The sequence below is a fragment of the Bacillus sp. AFS018417 genome (assembly GCF_002560985.1).
Lineage (GTDB): Bacteria > Bacillota > Bacilli > Bacillales > Bacillaceae_G > Bacillus_A > Bacillus_A rhizoplanae.
Window position 1 is genome coordinate 43,676 of sequence record NZ_NTTM01000026.1, and the last position, 16,386, is coordinate 60,061.

General features: G+C 36.4%; 16 protein-coding genes and 1 pseudogene. 5 read left to right on the plus strand and 12 right to left on the minus strand.

Annotated features, from left to right (window positions below):
• Positions 1-50: 50 nt before the first annotated feature.
• From CN326_RS11945 to CN326_RS11970, 6 genes are all read right to left on the minus strand, one after another.
• Positions 51-1,535, minus strand: a complete 1,485-nt coding sequence (locus tag CN326_RS11945) for a leucyl aminopeptidase (RefSeq protein ID WP_098309254.1) — start codon at positions 1,533-1,535, stop codon at positions 51-53.
• A 62-nt stretch (positions 1,536-1,597) separates the two neighbouring features.
• Positions 1,598-1,978, minus strand: coding sequence for a DUF309 domain-containing protein (locus CN326_RS11950; RefSeq protein ID WP_098309255.1), 381 nt, complete (start codon positions 1,976-1,978; stop codon positions 1,598-1,600).
• A gap of 88 nt (positions 1,979-2,066) precedes the next feature.
• Entirely contained in the window at positions 2,067-2,693 is a 627-nt protein-coding gene (locus tag CN326_RS11955; RefSeq protein ID WP_098309256.1) for a 3D domain-containing protein, read from the minus strand.
• A gap of 131 nt (positions 2,694-2,824) precedes the next feature.
• A complete protein-coding gene (locus CN326_RS11960) occupies positions 2,825-3,142 on the minus strand; it encodes a YuiB family protein (RefSeq protein WP_098309257.1) in 318 nt (105 codons plus the stop codon).
• A 24-nt stretch (positions 3,143-3,166) separates the two neighbouring features.
• Positions 3,167-3,658 carry an NUDIX hydrolase gene (locus CN326_RS11965; protein WP_098309258.1) on the minus strand — a complete coding sequence of 164 codons (492 nt, stop codon included), beginning with the start codon at positions 3,656-3,658 and terminating at the stop codon, positions 3,167-3,169.
• A gap of 244 nt (positions 3,659-3,902) precedes the next feature.
• On the minus strand, positions 3,903-5,111 hold the full coding sequence (locus CN326_RS11970; protein ID WP_098309259.1) for an NAD(P)/FAD-dependent oxidoreductase: 1,209 nt from the start codon (positions 5,109-5,111) through the stop codon (positions 3,903-3,905).
• A 687-nt stretch (positions 5,112-5,798) separates the two neighbouring features.
• Here CN326_RS11970 and CN326_RS11975 point away from each other — a divergent pair.
• The gene (locus CN326_RS11975; RefSeq protein ID WP_098309260.1) at positions 5,799-6,788 is read left to right on the plus strand and encodes an NAD(P)/FAD-dependent oxidoreductase; all 990 of its coding nucleotides are present in this window, start codon (positions 5,799-5,801) and stop codon (positions 6,786-6,788) included.
• A gap of 366 nt (positions 6,789-7,154) precedes the next feature.
• Here CN326_RS11975 and yhdJ read toward each other — a convergent pair whose 3' ends face one another.
• Both yhdJ and CN326_RS11985 read right to left on the minus strand, forming a co-directional pair.
• Positions 7,155-8,108 carry an adenine-specific DNA-methyltransferase gene (gene yhdJ, locus CN326_RS11980; RefSeq protein WP_098309261.1) on the minus strand — a complete coding sequence of 318 codons (954 nt, stop codon included), beginning with the start codon at positions 8,106-8,108 and terminating at the stop codon, positions 7,155-7,157.
• A 349-nt stretch (positions 8,109-8,457) separates the two neighbouring features.
• On the minus strand, positions 8,458-8,985 hold the full coding sequence (locus tag CN326_RS11985) for a hypothetical protein (RefSeq protein WP_098309262.1): 528 nt from the start codon (positions 8,983-8,985) through the stop codon (positions 8,458-8,460).
• Between the two features lie 413 nt (positions 8,986-9,398).
• Here CN326_RS11985 and CN326_RS11990 point away from each other — a divergent pair, with 413 nt between their 5' ends.
• Complete coding sequence (locus CN326_RS11990; protein ID WP_098309263.1) at positions 9,399-10,649, plus strand: MFS transporter; 1,251 nt, start codon at positions 9,399-9,401, stop codon at positions 10,647-10,649.
• Positions 10,650-10,666: 17 nt separating this feature from the next.
• Here CN326_RS11990 and CN326_RS11995 read toward each other — a convergent pair whose 3' ends face one another.
• Positions 10,667-11,557, minus strand: coding sequence for a helix-turn-helix domain-containing protein (locus CN326_RS11995; protein ID WP_098309264.1), 891 nt, complete (start codon positions 11,555-11,557; stop codon positions 10,667-10,669).
• 127 nt (positions 11,558-11,684) lie between these two features.
• Here CN326_RS11995 and CN326_RS12000 point away from each other — a divergent pair, with 127 nt between their 5' ends.
• On the plus strand, positions 11,685-12,137 hold the full coding sequence (locus CN326_RS12000) for a 2-thiouracil desulfurase family protein (RefSeq protein ID WP_098309265.1): 453 nt from the start codon (positions 11,685-11,687) through the stop codon (positions 12,135-12,137).
• A 106-nt stretch (positions 12,138-12,243) separates the two neighbouring features.
• Complete coding sequence (locus CN326_RS12005) at positions 12,244-12,882, plus strand: acetylglutamate kinase (RefSeq protein WP_098309266.1); 639 nt, start codon at positions 12,244-12,246, stop codon at positions 12,880-12,882.
• A 16-nt stretch (positions 12,883-12,898) separates the two neighbouring features.
• Here CN326_RS12005 and CN326_RS12010 read toward each other — a convergent pair whose 3' ends face one another.
• The 3 genes from CN326_RS12010 to CN326_RS12020 all read right to left on the minus strand — a co-directional run bounded on the left by CN326_RS12010 (position 12,899) and on the right by CN326_RS12020 (position 15,333).
• Positions 12,899-13,048 carry an FbpB family small basic protein gene (locus tag CN326_RS12010; protein WP_098309267.1) on the minus strand — a complete coding sequence of 50 codons (150 nt, stop codon included), beginning with the start codon at positions 13,046-13,048 and terminating at the stop codon, positions 12,899-12,901.
• Positions 13,049-13,500: 452 nt separating this feature from the next.
• A complete protein-coding gene (locus CN326_RS12015; RefSeq protein ID WP_098309268.1) occupies positions 13,501-13,656 on the minus strand; it encodes an FbpB family small basic protein in 156 nt (51 codons plus the stop codon).
• A 339-nt stretch (positions 13,657-13,995) separates the two neighbouring features.
• Positions 13,996-15,333, minus strand: coding sequence for an amino acid permease (locus tag CN326_RS12020; RefSeq protein WP_098309269.1), 1,338 nt, complete (start codon positions 15,331-15,333; stop codon positions 13,996-13,998).
• A gap of 376 nt (positions 15,334-15,709) precedes the next feature.
• Here CN326_RS12020 and CN326_RS12030 point away from each other — a divergent pair.
• Positions 15,710-16,386: pseudogene (locus CN326_RS12030) on the plus strand (RNA-guided endonuclease InsQ/TnpB family protein); the annotation flags it as partial.

Below are 16,386 nucleotides of genomic sequence, written 5' to 3' on the forward strand. Positions count from 1 at the left end.
ATTGGCAATAATCTAAAAAAAGGACTGGCATCTGCCAATCCTTTCCTCATTTACTCTTCCCCAAAACGCTCAACAAATGTTGCTAATGTACGCACCATCGCGCCTGTTCCACCAACTGGACCTAAGTCGTGTACGCTCTTTGTATCAGATGTTCCTGCAATATCTAAATGCACCCAAGGTGTTTCTTCTGCAAACTCTCCAAGGAATGTTCCTGCCATAATTGCATGACCATCGCGTCCTGGTGAGTTATTTAAATCTGCAAATTTACTGTTACGAACACGCTCTTTATCACGTTCAAAAATCGGTAATTGCCAAATTGGCTCATCCGTTTCCATCGCTGCTTCTAACATTTGCTCATAAAATGCTTCGTTATTTGTCATTGCACCTGTTGTATGGTTTCCAAGAGCAACGATAATACCGCCTGTCAATGTCGCAACATCAACAAGATAATTTGCACCAAGCTTTTTCGCATACGTAATACCGTCAGCTAATGCTAAGCGGCCTTCTGCATCTGTATTTAATACTTCAATTGTTTTACCGCTCATTGAGGTAATCACATCATCTGGTTTAAATGCAGTTGCGCTCACCATATTGTCCGTAGAAGGAATAATCGCAACTACGTTTTGCTCTGGGCGAAGCTCACCGATAATTTCCATCGCTCCAAGAACAGCTGCTGCGCCGCCCATATCGCCTTTCATACCAACCATGCTTTCGCGCGGTTTCAAAGAATAACCACCTGTATCATATGTAATACCTTTACCAACTAAGCCGATTACATCTGTCCACTCTTCTTTACCTTTATATAAAAGAGCAATCATTTTTGGCGGTTCTGCGGAGCCTTGGTTGACCGCCAGAAGCGCACCCATTCCAAGCTCTTCCATCTCTTCTTTCTCAAGCACTTTATAGTCCATATCATATTTTTCTGCCAGATCAACTGCATAGTCTGCTAAAGCAGTTGCCGTTAATACGTTTGGCGGCAAATTCACAAGCGTACGCGCAGAATTTGTAGCACGTCCATGTACATAACCAACCGTTAATGCTGCTTCAATCTCTTGCGGATCTTCTTCTGTAACAACAACAAAGCTTTCTAATTGATGCGCTTCTTTTTTATCCGTTTTATATGTTACTAACTCATATGTACCAAGTAAATAAGTTTCTGCTGCAATATGCGCTACATCAATTGCGTCCATTTTTTCAGTGACGAATGAATCTAATACAAATGCGACATTTTTTACTTTTGCACCGTGTAACGTTCTCGCTAATTTCCCAAGTGCACCGCGCAATGTTTCTGTTGTACATCTGTCTTTTTTGCCAAGACCGACAAAATAGTAACGCTTTACATTTGTTTTCCCTAAGCTATGTACTTTAGAAATCACTTTTTTCTTCGGAGAAATTTCTTTTTCGCCTAATAGCACTTGTATATGTCCATCAAACGCTTGATCTAATTCTTTTACAAAACTACTCATTACCTCATCTTCAAATAAGGCAACAACTACCGCTTCATGACTTGCTAGTTTTTTTTGTACTTGAAACATGCTAGCACCCCCAGATTTTTTCTGTTTCTATTATAGCTTTATTTTCGTGAAAATGCGACAATTCAAACTTCTTCCATATATAAAATAAACTCTGGGAGCTGCGGCAAATTCTGAACTTGCTCGTATGGAATTCGATTTATCTCTTTCGGTAAAATTTTGCGGCACAATTGAATAAAGTGTACGACCTTTTCAACATTCAAATTCCAATAAACAGGGCAATATGGAGTTAAATATTCTTCCGCTACTTCCATCATCATTCGTGCTCCCTTTATATTCCCATAGCTGTAATGATACTGAGCGACTGCCATTTGCAATAAACCTTTTAAAAACAAATTCCCCCGATCTTCAAGCCACATTTCTTCTAATAAGTCATGACACGTATAATAATCGCCTTCGTTATACTTTATGAAAAACTCATAATACGCTAAAGGATAGTCTTCCATATATGCTCTCCCTTTGCTATATTTTCTTTCCCCTCTATTTCATGATGACAAGAGAATAAAAAAAAGTCTAGCGCTATAAGCGTCTAGACTATCGTTGGTTTAAATATTGTCCGCGAAACACTTGCATCGGTTCCGCTTCGTTTAAAAGTGTTAACTCTTGTTCTGTAAATTTTCCATTTCCCATTTTTACAATGTAAACATTCACTGTCTTCTTTCCCCATTGACTGTATACATCTTGCACGGTTTCATAATATAAATCAAGTCGATTTCCTTTAATAGCACCGCCTTTATCCGCTACAACACCATAGCCATAGCCAGGAATAAACAAGATTGTTCCAATCGGAAATACGCGCAAATCAGCCGCAATTGTTGAATATATGTCCCGTTTTACTTTTACACCGGAATATGTAATCCCATACTCAGGATGTCCTTTTGTCTTCCCTGTTGACTCTCTGCCAGCTGTATATCCTGTTGCCATAACTTCCATCGAACGATATTTTGACCAATCTTTTTCATTCTCTAAAGCACGAATGACTGTGGCACTTGGAATCGCTTGCTCACTTTGCTCAGCTGCGTGAACTTCTTTCACTTCATTTTTCTTATACATATGAATCATTTCAGAAAGAGAGATTCCTGACACAGCTTGCCAAGTTACACATAATGCAACTAAAAATAAGCAAACCATCATCATGCGAATGCTAAATCGTTTTATCATTTTTCACACTCCTTCATCGTTATTGTTCCCTAAACGATGAAGAAAATACGCATGAAAAACGTAAGTGTCCTGTTTAGCAATGACAAGCGCTGAAGCTAGACAACTCTAAAAAAGCTTCTAAGAAAGGATCCTCAAAACATTTGATACCCATTTTTCCGCAATGTTTTGATCACAACACCAGATAAAGCAGCACCAACTAATCCAGTTGATAAAATCATAATATCAGCTTGTCCAAGATGAAGAAAACTTGTTCCTAATGAAGAGAAAGCCTCTTTCGGCTGTACAAAATAATCGAAGAAATCAACTTTATCAATAATAAACACACAAATAAGCGGATATACAACGACCATCACCCATGTTGCTCGTAAAATCATATTTAATAAAAAGCCAATTCCAAAAAATAAGACTAAAAATAACATCATTGAGATTAATAAAACAGGTATGCTCATGATTTCTTCACCCTTTCTTACTTATCAATCTACTCTTCCTACAAAAACGTTATATACCGTATAATCAAACTGTTCCCCTGGATTTAACGTCTCGTCCATTTTTAAAAGCGGTGCTGGCATCGCTTCTAACAAATAACGAATTAACACTGAGGCATTTTCATCATTTACAATATCCTCTGGAAATAGGAACGCTCCCTCATACAATTCTCGCTCTTGAACGACAATGTCTTCTCCTTTTGGCTCTAAAAGAAAAATAATCATATTATCACTAATCTCACCGCGTATCACGCCAGATCGTGCACCCATTATTCCTTTTACACTTGTGGCAATTCCTGTTTCTTCTAATACTTCACGCTGCACTGCTTGATCGATTGTTTCTCCTTCGTTCACAAAACCCGCGGGCAATGACCATTCCCCTTTTAATCCACCATATTTTTTCTTAACGACCAGCCATCTTCCATCTGCTGTGATAACGAGACCACTTACCGCTAGCCACACATTTCCTCGCTTACTCATCACTGCAAACCCCTTCCAATCAAACGAACAGAATATTCATTCTTTTCTTTCATTATACTATAAAGTGAAACTTCCGTCAGTGGGGGTTTTACTGCCCGCGAATAGCGGGATAAAGCTTTCGAAAGGAGAATGTTGGGAAATGTGTGCTCTTTGTGAAAGGTCTTCACTTATTTTAGAATATTCAGTAAAACCAAAATAAAAAAAGCAGAAACAGCTTACAGCCATTTCTGCTTTACATTACGTATTAAAATAACTTTAACTTACCTTTTTTAAGAACTAATAAAGGTCCGCCAAGCATGAATAGGTAACGGTTGTCGATTACTTTCTTCATGAATGAAGCTTTCCAACCAGTTAATTTTTTGCCCATTACAACGCCCATTGCATCGTCATGACCTAATGAACATACAGAGCCTTTGTTATCGAATACAAACTTCTGCATTTCGCCTTTACCACGAACAAGAACAGCTAAGTTATGTGCAATGTTATAACCTTGTTGAATTGCAATTTGTGCTGTTGGTGGGTATGGACGGTTAATTTCTTCGTTAATGATTAACGCTGCATCACCAACCATGAATACTTCTTCATGACCTGGAGCATGCATGTACTCGTCCACTTTTACACGGCCGCGCATTGCTTCAAAGCCAGACTCTTCTACAATACCGTTACCGCGAACACCTGCAGCCCAAACTACAGTTGCAGATTTCAGTAATTCTACATCGTCACCGTTTGCAACAAGAATACCTTCTTCAGTTCCTTCTTTAATTGCTGTACCGATGCGGAATTCTACACCTTTTTTCTCTAATTGTTTTACAGCGTACTCAACTAGCTCTGGATCGAAACCAGGAAGCGCTGTTGGAGCAGCCTCAACACAGATGATGCGTGCTTTTTCGCGAGGAACATCATACTCTTTGCAAAGCTCAGGAACACGGTTTGCAAGTTCACCTACGTACTCGATACCTGTAAATCCAGCACCGCCGACAACGATTGTAACTAACTCGTCACGTTTTTCTGAAGCATATAGAGAGAACATGTACTCCATATGCTCACGGATTTGACGAGTTGCATTAATGTTAGCAATAGAGAATGCATGCTCTTTTAATCCTTTAATACCAAACGTTTCAGATTCAAAACCAAGACCGATTACTAAGTAATCATACTCTAGCTCGCCATTTTTTAAGATAACGCGCTTTTCAGCTGCTTTAATTTCTACAACTGTGTCTTGCACGAAGTTTACTTTGTTTGTGTCGATTACATCTTTGATGTCTAAGCGAACTTTATCATGATGCAACGTACCAGCTGCACTTTCATGTAACCAAGTTGCTTGATAATGATAGCTGTTGTTATTTACTAATGTGATTTCAGCTTCACTTACAGATAATGTTTTTTGCAGACGAACAGTAGTAATCATTCCGCCATAACCTGCGCCTAGAACTACGATTTTTGGCTTCTTCACCCTAATCACAACCCTCTTCTTTATATAGATAGTAAAAAATAATAAAAAATAATGCTAAAACAATTTAAATGCTAAGAATGTAGACTTTCTCACAATCTAGACAAAATAAAAAAATTAATCTTCTTTATATAGATAGTAAAAATAGCAAAAATAATGCTAAAACAATTTAAATGCTAAGAATGTAGACTTTCTCACAATCTAGACAAAATAAAAAAATTAAGTTTGAAAAATGTTACGAAATTTGTCACAAAAAATTAACAAAGTCACTTTCCTATATTAGTCGTTTTCTCTTTACTTTTCAAGCAATTGTAGAATTATCAATATTTTAAAATAACGAGGTCTTTTTAAGTTTTTTCACATTCCCTTATTTGCTCAGAATTTAAGGGACAATTACTGTCTTCTCACCTTCAAATGTGGAATCATTATCTATAAATCTATTCAATTAACTACAAATGGTTATAATTACCAAGTAATATATACCTCACTTATTGGCTAGTTTTTCTTTTCTAACAAATCTATACGAAGTGTATACACAATTCAGTCGTTTTCTAACGCTTTTTTTTATAAAATATGATATTATTTGTCTTGAGTGCGCTTGCACTCCGTTCACGGAAGTTCCGTATAACATACATACGAGTGTATATAGGAGAATCACGAAAAATTTCCTAATTATAGGGGGAGTAAACAGTGACAGAAAATCAAAAAGTATATGACATCACTATTATTGGTGGAGGCCCAACTGGACTATTCACAGCTTTTTACGGAGGTATGAGACAAGCAAGCGTAAAAATTATCGAAAGCTTGCCACAACTCGGCGGTCAATTATCTGCATTATATCCTGAAAAGTACATATATGATATTGCAGGTTTTCCTAAAATTCGTGCACAAGAACTCATTAACAACTTAAAAGAACAAATGAGCAAGTTCGAACCAACTGTTTGTTTAGAAGAAGCTGTTCAAACGTTAGAAAAACAAGCAGATGGCGTGTTCAAACTTGTAACAAATAAAGAAACACACTACTCTAAATCAGTCATCATTACAGCTGGAAACGGTGCGTTCCAACCACGCCGTTTAGAATTAGAGGATACAGAGAAATTCGAAAAAGCAAACTTACACTATTTCGTTGAGGATATGAATAAATTTGCTGGCAAACGCGTTGTCGTGTTTGGCGGCGGAGACTCTGCGGTAGACTGGACAATGATGTTAGAGCCAATCGCAGAAGAAGTAACAATTGTTCACCGTCGTGATAAATTCCGCGCACATGAGCATAGCGTTGAAACGTTAATGAACTCTCTCGCACAAGTCAAAACACCATACGTTCCAGTTGAACTAATCGGTGAAGAGAAAATTGAACAAGTTGTACTTCAACATGTGAAAACGGAAGAAAAAGTTGTCATTGATGTTGATGATGTCATCGTAAACTACGGCTTCGTATCTTCTCTTGGTCCAATTAAAGACTGGGGCTTAGATATCCAAAAAAACAGCATCGTTGTAAACTCTAAAATGGAAACAAACATCCCTGGTATTTACGCAGCTGGTGATATTTGTACATACGAAGGAAAAGTAAAACTAATTGCATGCGGATTTGGCGAAGCGCCAACAGCAGTAAACAATGCAAAAGCGTACTTCGATCCAAATGCGAAGCTGCAACCAATGCATAGTTCTAGCATGTTTTAATATAGGGCTGATCCAAAAGGCACGTAAGTGCCTTTTGAGATCAGTCCCTTTTTTACGTGTCCGCCGATTTATCGGCGCTTCGACATGATATAAAGTGAAACTTCCATCAGTGATGCTTTTCTCACTGATGGTTAGTTGAACCGATCGGGCTTTTACGGGCAGTTTTCTTCCCCGCTCTTCTCCAGCTTTTACTGCTCATTAATGCGGGATAAAGACCCTTCGACGATGCTCGATATGCGAGTAGCCGAGCCGCTGGAACTGGATAATATCGAAAAGTAGAAGGAAATATTCATTAAAAATAGATTGATATAAGATGCCAACCTAGTTTTAATGAAACCAAAAAGGAGCTGATTTAAAAACCCGCATTTAGCGGACTTTTAAATTAGCTCCTGAAAACATTTCAAGGTGTTCTATTTCTTCCACTTCAGAAGTAATGTCACCTTCTCTAACTACGTGGTCTTTTTTAGATTTATTGGTTGTTTTTCGACTCTTATCTTTTTCTAATTTAATTCCGTCATATCTTTCTGTTATTCCTGTTCTTCTCAAACCGATTAAATAGAAGTCTTTATTGAACTCAAACCCCAATGCTTTTCTGCCATTCTTAACAGCAACCGCAGCAGTAGTAAACGAACCAGAAAATGGATCTAAAACAATATCACCCGGATTAGAAGAAGCTTTTATAATTCTTTCCAAAAGAGCTTCTGGTTTCTGAGTCGGATGATTTTCGTATTCTTCCATCTTAAATCGAACACGCGGAAATTCCCACACATTCCCAGGAACTTTTTCAGTACTATAAGGCTGTGGTGGATTCTTACGATAATCAATTAGTTTTCTTTTTGCACCCGTTTTTGCTTCAACTAAAATATCTTGAGCATTAAAAGTATAAGCTGCTTTAGAGTCCTTATTTACCATAAGAATGGGTTCATAAAGTGAACCGAACATTTTTTTAGACTGAACACCTGAGCTATCGTATGTCCAAATAATTCTAGATAGTACATTGTAGTTTTCACTAATATAAACATCTAAGTAAGGCATGTATTGTGTTGCTGTCATAAAATAAAATGTTCCATTATCCTTTAACACACGGAAACATTCGTCAATCCATTGCTTGCACCAATTAATGTATTCATGAGTATTATCCCACTTGTCCTTATTATTACCAAAATCTTTCCCGATGTTGTAAGGAGGATCTGCAAATATTAAATCAATCGTTTTATCATTAACCTTCTTAAGTAGATCTACACTATCTCCCAATCCTACAAAGCTATCATTATTGTGAAGGTTTTCAAATTCCATATTTTTAAAAACTTTGTTCCACATTTATAATCACCTCATAATTTGTCAAACGGATAATTCATGGGCTAAACTATTTTAACATACAATAACAGTGCGACAAATCACAATAAAATACTGAATCCCACANNTGTGGGATTCAGTATTTTATGTTTTAGGCGATATGCTATATTTGTGATGACCTCTAAACGACTTATGCAAATCAAGCTGTTATTATAAAAAAACAATCATAAAAGATATAAATTCCAAAATACGGTAAATACCTATATGAAATTTGAGCAAATATCAAAATAATTAGGTACTTAATCAATCAAAAGAATCATTCGAAAAATTAATCAACTTTTTTCGAAGTGTCTATTAATGGAACAGTTTAATATCAACCTACATTATCTTTTATTTCTAATAAGTCATTTAATAAACTACTTATATTATTGTTGTGAAGTTGTAAAAGTTCATTTTGCACTTTTATATTTGGGATCATCATACCTTGAATACGAGCTATTTCAGAGTACTTAAATGTATTCCAAAGCTTATCTCTTTTTTGATCTACAGCTTTATTTTTTTCCATTATGATAAGTAACTTGTAAATAGTATCACCAAAAATATTTTTTGCTGTCTGTTCACACATTAACGTTTTAATAATTTTACCGTACGAAATAAATTTCCTATTTCCATAAAAAAGGGCAATATCGCCTTCATCAATTTTCTCCCAAAGCTTTTGATTTTTAGGGCTGTAGCGCATAGCCCATATCGATACAGAATCTAAAGAACTATCAACTTCTTGAATAGCTACTTTAATATTTTTGCCCAATTGATTAACTGATACTGGTTGCTCAACGGATTCTTGAAAATTTTTATAAGCTTCTGAACTACAAGCACTAAAACATATTATTTTTTGTTCCATACATGAATCACCTCTTACAAGTAATTATGGTCAATTACTACCAAATATACACACTTGTACTATTACTGTATTGACTTAGTTACTTATCTTCACCATAATTATCCTTAAATTAGACATAGGAGTAGTTACTATCAACCATTCTTCTTTGCTTTCTCTCAATCTTGAGGTGGGAGCCTTACTGCCCGTTAATGTAGGATAAACGAACTTTCGATCCAAATAATGCACAAGTTGATATTTATATTGCGTTAGTTTAAAGTGTAAAATAAGAAGATGCCTCGGCACCTTCTTATTTTTATGCTTCAAAAATCCGCTGGGCAAATTCTGCTTTTTTGAATACAATGGAAAAGTATCTGTATAGAAAAATTAGAAACTGTTAACAAAGATAAAAAGACATATGACAGAAAGGGATTCATATGGAGGAATTACATAAAAGTAAACTTGCTGTAAAAGAAATGGGAACGCCTTTATTAAAAAATACAAACTTCCTCTTTCTTTGGGGCGCTACCCTATGTTCAAGCTTTGCCTTAGCATTTTTTACGTTTTCGCAAACGTGGTACATAGCAAAGACATTAAACTTAGAAGCATCACTTGGAATTGTATTTGTTGCCCTTAGTGTTCCGCGCCTAATCTTTATGATTATCGGCGGAGCCGTTGCAGACAAATTCCAGAAAAAAAACATCATGTTTTATTCTAATATTGTGCGCGCGCTTCTTGTAACAGTCATTCTCATTTGGTTCATCGTTGGGCACGTCACATTATACACATTTGCTTTCTTTGCGCTCTTCTTTGGTTTAGCTGATGCCTTTTTCTGGTCAGCTGATGGCTCTATCTTACCGGATCTCGTAGAGAAGCATCGCCTTACACAAGCAAATTCACTCACGCAAATGACAAACCAAGCATCTGTTATTCTTGGTCCTGTCCTTGGCGGAATACTAATTAAATTCAGTAATTATGAAACAATTTTTACGATAGCGATTTTATTATTACTTATTGCTGCCATACTCATCCAAAAAATTCACACAAGTACAGTGCAAGAAGAAACAAATCCAAACAAAGGCATGTTCACTTCTATTAAAGAAGGCATCCTTTATGTGAAAGAATCATCATTTTTATCAACGTTTCTTATTTGCAGCGCCTTTTTGAATTTATTTTTAATTGGACCGATGCAAGTCGGTTTTCCGCTGTTCATTAAAGATGTACTGCACGGCGACTCGCTCCACTTTAGCTACTTAGAAGCTGCTGTTGGCGGGGGAATGGCCATTGGTGCAGTTATCGTCGGGCTGCGAAATATTAATCGGCGACGCGGTTTATTTTGCATTATTATGATGCTGCTATCTGGTATTTTCTTCTTATCTATTAACTTTAGTACAACACTTTGGCAAGCAGTTCTGGCAGGCTGCTTTTACGGTATTTCAATCGCAATGGCCATCGTACCGTTAATGGCCATGATTCAATCAACTGTGAAAGAAGAAATGATGGGCCGAGTCATGAGCTTACTCATGTTATCATCGATGGGCTTTATCCCTATTTCGTATGCCCTTACCTCACTTGCACTAGCTGCCGGGATACCAATTGTCACGATTATGAAAAGCGGTGCAATTGCTGTCATTCTGTTTGTATTATTTATCGCCATTCGCGTTCCGACTGTGCGAAAATTTGATTAAAAGTAGAGAGTTATGCTTCATAAGCATGACTCTTTTCTTTTTACACTTTCAAATGGATTATATAAAACAATCCCGCTGTTCCTTCTCACTGCCGCCCCCCACTCTAATGCGATATCTAAAAATAATGCCTGCATCGTACCATATAAAAGTGCACCAAAATCTTTGCGAATCTCACCGTACTTATACGCCCTTACAACGCTTTTTGTCCGCCTAATGATTTGCATTTGTATATCATCATGCTTCATAATCTGTTCCCACAACAACCCTAGCTCAAATAAACCGCTCTTTTTATAAGCGAGTTCCACTTTACTCCAGGTAAAATTAATTGTTTGTGGATGACGAGACATTGGTGAAATCGCATCTACAAATCGCACTGGAATATCATGACGGCAATACGTTTCGTCCATATCATACGCTTTTATTTTCTGTTGTATCTTTAAATTGTTTTCATAAACAATAGTTTCCGTTTCCTCATTCAACTGCTCCTTCTTACACTCTCCTGCACTCTCGCCATTTTCACATGCGGTCATTTGCATACGGTCACTCATGCGGTCAACTGTCTGTTTACGAAACACATACAAATTCGCACTATATCCCCCGCGCTTATACCTCTCTTTCGTAAACACACGCTTAATAATCCTAAGCTGTTCAAGTTTTGCAATCGAACGGCGTACAGTCCGTACACTCTTCCCTATTTTCACTGCAATTGTTTCCATTAATGGACATGCAACACCAACCGTTTTTTGCTTTTCGTTTATCGCATACCTTCCTAACAAACAGATTACGAGAAAATCTGTTTTATTCATATGAGCTTGATACCGCGTCAAAATTTGCTGTTGATATGTATTAAACTCTTCTTTACTTTGAAACTCGCTATATTCTTTCATTAATGTATATAATTTACTCATGCTTATCCCCCTGTTTATCCCACTATTCATGGGTAGTCTTTCACTGTATAAATAAGAGGAAAAACAGAAAAGTGGCGAAAGATTTTGTTGTATGATGAAAGTAAATCCATCAAACTGAGGTGAAAACATGATCGTAATCAGTGCATGCTTAGCTGGAATTGCTTGTCGCTATGACGGAAATGATAATCTCGTTACAAAGATTCAAGAACTGCTAGAAAAAGAAGAAACGATTCTTATTTGTCCGGAGGTATTAGGCGGATTGCCAACACCTCGTACACCTGCCGAAATTGTCGGTGGAAACGGTGACGATGTATTGAACGGAACTGCAAAAGTAATAGACCAAAACGGAAATGATGTGACGGAAATCTTTATTGCTGGGGCCTATGAAGCATTACATCAAATAAAAGATTTAAATCCTGAGTATATTATTCTGAAAGAACGCAGTCCATCTTGCGGAAGTTCCGTCATTTATACAGGAGAGTTTAACGGACAAAAACAAAATGGGTACGGCGTTACAACTGCACTATTTAGACGACATGGCTTTACAGTTATTTCGGAAGATGACTTTATACAAACGTAAGAAGAATGAAGAAATCGTTATAGAAGATAAAAACATTTGGACACAGAACTTAAGAATGACGTTTATCATATCGTGAAGTATATATGTTCAAAGGAGTGTAATCATTATGTACCCTTATTGGCAATCCAATTATTTCACATATGATATACCTTATGTAAGTTGGGATCCACAATCTGCGTTTTCAATGGCAAGAAATTACCGTATCAGTAAAAATGAAGTTGATTTAAAAAGCTATATGCGCTCACTATGGGAACAGCATGTCGCTTGGACAAGGCTGGCCATCATTAGCATTATTTTTAATTTACCAGATGTTAACGTTACTATTACACGACTCCTTAAAAACGCTCCAGATATGGGTAATTTACTCAAACCTTTCTACGGTCAAAATGCAGCTACAAAATATAGTAATTTGATAAAAGACCACTTAGTAATCGCCGCAGACCTTGTCAAGGCAGCAAAGGCCGGCGATCAAAACGCTGCCTCAATCGCAGAGAAAAAATGGTACGCCAATGCAGACCAAATTGTTGAATTCATAGGCAGCATAAATCCTCATATACCTAAAGAAAAATTCAGAAAAATATTTTATGAGCATCTAGCATTAACTAAAGCTGAGGCAGTATCCATGCTAAAGAAAGATTATCAATCAAGTGCGCAATTGTATGACAAAATTGAGAAGGAAGCCTTAGAAATGGCGGATGCGCTTACTGAAGGAATAGTAAAGCAGTTCCCTCAAGTATTTCAGTGAAAGAAAAAACCAGCCATTATGAGGCTGGTTTTGTAATTATATAACGTTGTTCAATTCGTTGTTCAATTCTTTCCAATTCTTGTTTATCATTAAGTATCTTTTGTTTATTTTCTTGCACTAATTCTTTAAATGATTTACTGAGTAATTTACGGTGCCTTCTTGTCATAATCATTCCTCCTTATTTTCTTTGGAATCAAAGATGCAGAATGAAAAATACAACCACAAAATTTCTCGCTCTTTGTAAAAAAATGTCTTAATTTGTCGAAAAGTTCGACTTACCTAAATAATAATATAACTTTTAATTTTTCAAACGTTATTTATTTGAACGTTATGTGAAAATTTTTTTCCCAAGTTACCATTAATTATCTGGGGATTTTTCCAAAAAATTTCATGTTAACTAATCATGTATGGAATATGCATTCTGCTAAAGTCTTGCAGAAGCTTTTTTTAATAAAGTGAAACTTCCATCAGTGGGGGGCTTCATCCCCCACTGACGGTTAGTTGAACCAATCGGGCTTTTACGGGCAGTTATCCCCCCTATCTTCTTTGCTTCTCTCTGAATCTTGAGGTGGGGGTCTTACTGCCCGCGAATAGCAGGATAAATGAAAAAACCAGCCATTATGAGGCTGGTTTTTTATTTATATGACGTTGTTCAATTCGTTGTTCAATTCGTTCCAATTCTTGTTTATCATTAAGTATCATTTGTTTATTTTCTTGCACTAATTCTTTAAATGATTTACTGAGTAATTTACGGGTTTTTTTTGGCATAATCATTCCTCCTTATTTTCTTTGGAATCAAAGATATAGAATGAAAAATACAACCACAAAACTTCTCGTTCTTTGTAAACATTTGACTTTATTTGTCGAAAAATCAACCTTAATTAAATAATAATCTAATTTTTTAGATTTTTCAATTTTTTTCGGTCGTTATGTGAAGAATTATTTTTCCATAATTACTATTAATCATCTGAAATTTTTTGCAAACATGTTATATGAACTAATCATGTGTGGAATATGCATTCTGTTAAAGTCTCGCAGAAGTTTTTTTAATAAAACGGAAATGCTAAGACAAAAAAAAAGCCGCTTCACACGGCCTTTTTAAGCTGAAGATCTTTATTTCGATTCCTTTCTACCAACCAAAATAGATAGGCCAGATAAAAGGATAAGAATACTTACGCATACAATAGAGTTAATTATATTGCCTGCATTGAACAAGAAGAAAATAAAAATAATTGCCAAGGCAGCTGCTGCAAACAAGGTGCTGTATGGAAAGAACCACACGCGAAAATACGGCATTTTAGGATACTGTTTACGCAACTTGAATTGCGCGAGGCAAATGCTAGTCCAAATGAGCAAAACAGTAAAGCCCGGGATAGACATCAAATAGCCAAAAACATGCTCTGGTGTAAGGAACGCGATAAAAGCTCCAATTAATAAACCAGTGCAACTGACAAGAACTCCCCAGATAGGAACACCGCGCTTAGTAAGACGAGAAAATAGAGCAGGAGCTTCGTTATTTTGTGCCAGAGAGTACAAAATGCGAGAAGTAGCATACATTCCTGAATTGGCAGCCGACAACACAGCGGTCAATAAAATGAAGTTCATAATATGTGCTACACCTTGTAATCCAGTTGCAGAGAAAACCTGTACGAAAGGACTGCCTTGCTTTCCTACTTCGTCCCAAGGGATAAGTCCAGTGATGATGAGAATAGGTAATGTGTAAAATAAAACCACTCGGAACATAACCCCTTTTATTACTTTAGGAAGCGTCTGTTCCACGTTTTTCGTTTCTGTTACAGTTAATCCGATTAATTCTGAACCTCCGAAAGAAAAGACAACTATTAAGAGTGCTGTAAAAATACTTCCCAATCCTTTTGGAAAGAATCCGCCATGACTTGTATAGTTTGTAAAATATGCTGCTTCATGATTTGGAATGAAGCCAAATAACAAGGCAAAACCAAGCAAAATAAATAAAACAAGAGTAATAATTTTGAAACTCGCAAGCCAAAACTCTATTTCACCGTAAAGTTTGACGCTAAACAAATTGATAAGAAGAAGAAGCGCAGTACATGCTAGACTAAGCAGCCATAAAGGAGCGGATGGAATCCAATATTGTAAAAAGCTCCCCCCTGCCAAAACCTCAACAATAATAACTAAAATCCAGTCGACCCAGTAGAGCCAACCAATGACAAAGGCGAAACGAGAACCGAAAGCTTTTTGAATCATCCCTTGAATGTTTAGACCAGGATAAGCAATAGCCATTTCTGCTATTGCACTCATAACAATGAGAAGAAGAAATCCTGCAAATAAATAAGAAAAAACGATGCCGGGTCCTGCAGCTGAAATTGTATCTGCACTTCCTTTGAAAATTCCTGTCCCAATCATCCCACCTATTGCCATAAGCCTGATATGACGCGGTTGCAATTCGCGTTTCAATTGTTGTTGTGCCATGTCTAATCCCCCTTTAGTAATAAAATAGAAACAAAGTTAGTATCTTTTTCTCGAAAGTGATTACGTAACATCACTAATTGCTGCATAGTTCTTCCTAGGTGATTTAATATTTAAACTATACAATAATCTTTTTGATTTTGGCATATATTTTTGAAGCGTATGTTGCGAGAATATGGGGAACAAAGCAAAAAAATAGTGACGATTTTTTCATCGTCACCTCTGCATCAGTTTTTCTATCATACCTTTCGAGAGGACTCCCACCTCTAAACGTACGTGAAGGTGGCGAGGTGAATCGAAAAAGTGCATCTTATTTTCAGAAAATTATAGAAACGTATGTTCCTTCTTGGTATAATCTTCTTAAGAAGGAGGTGAAAAGATGAAAAAGAATCAGGAACAACAATTCAACTATCAAACATTTCAAATTTGGATTAAAAAAGGACATCGTATGTATGCTTACTTTCAAGAATCTTGTCAGAATGCCAAGAATATGTACAATACGACCAACTTTTATATACGTCAGGTGTATACAGGATTGACACAAGAAAAAGAGTTACAGCCCCTACAAAAAGAAGTGTTGGATATTATAGATCAATATATCGAAAAGATGAATGATACGCAGCTTCTTGCCTATCGAAAGAAATTAGCAAAAGAGAAGATAAAACCGAAAGAAAAACAGAAAGAAATCAAATGCAATTTGTTTTTCAAACCTACGAAAGAAAATCCTCATGTAGATTATTATTTTTTAGATGCCTTGTTTAAAGCTATGCTTCAAAAAGATTATCGTTCTTTACCTGCACAATCCAGTCAATCCATCATGAAAACTGTATTTCAAAACTGGCATTCCTTTTTTGCAAGCTTACGAGATTATCAACAAAATCCAAACAAATATACAGGAAAACCGAGAATTCCCAAATATATTCGTTCTGTGGAAAAAGAGGTGCTGTATACAAACCAAGACTGTGTCATTAAACATCATACCTTTTTAAAATTACCAAAGACAAAATGCCAATTAAATATTGGGAAATTAGGTTGTGCCAAAGGCAAACTGAAACA

What these genes read in the sequence shown, in the direction of transcription:
- CN326_RS12010 (WP_098309267.1), bottom strand. Translation starts at nt 13,048, where the DNA reads ATGACAAGAAGGCACCGTAAATTACTCAGTAAATCATTTAAAGAATTA.
- yhdJ (WP_098309261.1), bottom strand. Translation starts at nt 8,108, where the DNA reads ATGTGGAACAAAGTTTTTAAAAATATGGAATTTGAAAACCTTCACAAT.
- CN326_RS11960 (WP_098309257.1), bottom strand. Translation starts at nt 3,142, where the DNA reads ATGAGCATACCTGTTTTATTAATCTCAATGATGTTATTTTTAGTCTTA.
- CN326_RS11965 (WP_098309258.1), bottom strand. Translation starts at nt 3,658, where the DNA reads ATGAGTAAGCGAGGAAATGTGTGGCTAGCGGTAAGTGGTCTCGTTATC.
- CN326_RS11990 (WP_098309263.1), top strand. Translation starts at nt 9,399, where the DNA reads ATGGAGGAATTACATAAAAGTAAACTTGCTGTAAAAGAAATGGGAACG.
- CN326_RS12020 (WP_098309269.1), bottom strand. Translation starts at nt 15,333, where the DNA reads ATGGCACAACAACAATTGAAACGCGAATTGCAACCGCGTCATATCAGG.
- CN326_RS12015 (WP_098309268.1), bottom strand. Translation starts at nt 13,656, where the DNA reads ATGATTATGCCAAAAAAAACCCGTAAATTACTCAGTAAATCATTTAAA.
- CN326_RS12005 (WP_098309266.1), top strand. Translation starts at nt 12,244, where the DNA reads ATGTACCCTTATTGGCAATCCAATTATTTCACATATGATATACCTTAT.
- CN326_RS11955 (WP_098309256.1), bottom strand. Translation starts at nt 2,693, where the DNA reads ATGATAAAACGATTTAGCATTCGCATGATGATGGTTTGCTTATTTTTA.
- CN326_RS11985 (WP_098309262.1), bottom strand. Translation starts at nt 8,985, where the DNA reads ATGGAACAAAAAATAATATGTTTTAGTGCTTGTAGTTCAGAAGCTTAT.
- CN326_RS11995 (WP_098309264.1), bottom strand. Translation starts at nt 11,557, where the DNA reads ATGAGTAAATTATATACATTAATGAAAGAATATAGCGAGTTTCAAAGT.
- CN326_RS11945 (WP_098309254.1), bottom strand. Translation starts at nt 1,535, where the DNA reads ATGTTTCAAGTACAAAAAAAACTAGCAAGTCATGAAGCGGTAGTTGTT.
- CN326_RS12000 (WP_098309265.1), top strand. Translation starts at nt 11,685, where the DNA reads ATGATCGTAATCAGTGCATGCTTAGCTGGAATTGCTTGTCGCTATGAC.
- CN326_RS11950 (WP_098309255.1), bottom strand. Translation starts at nt 1,978, where the DNA reads ATGGAAGACTATCCTTTAGCGTATTATGAGTTTTTCATAAAGTATAAC.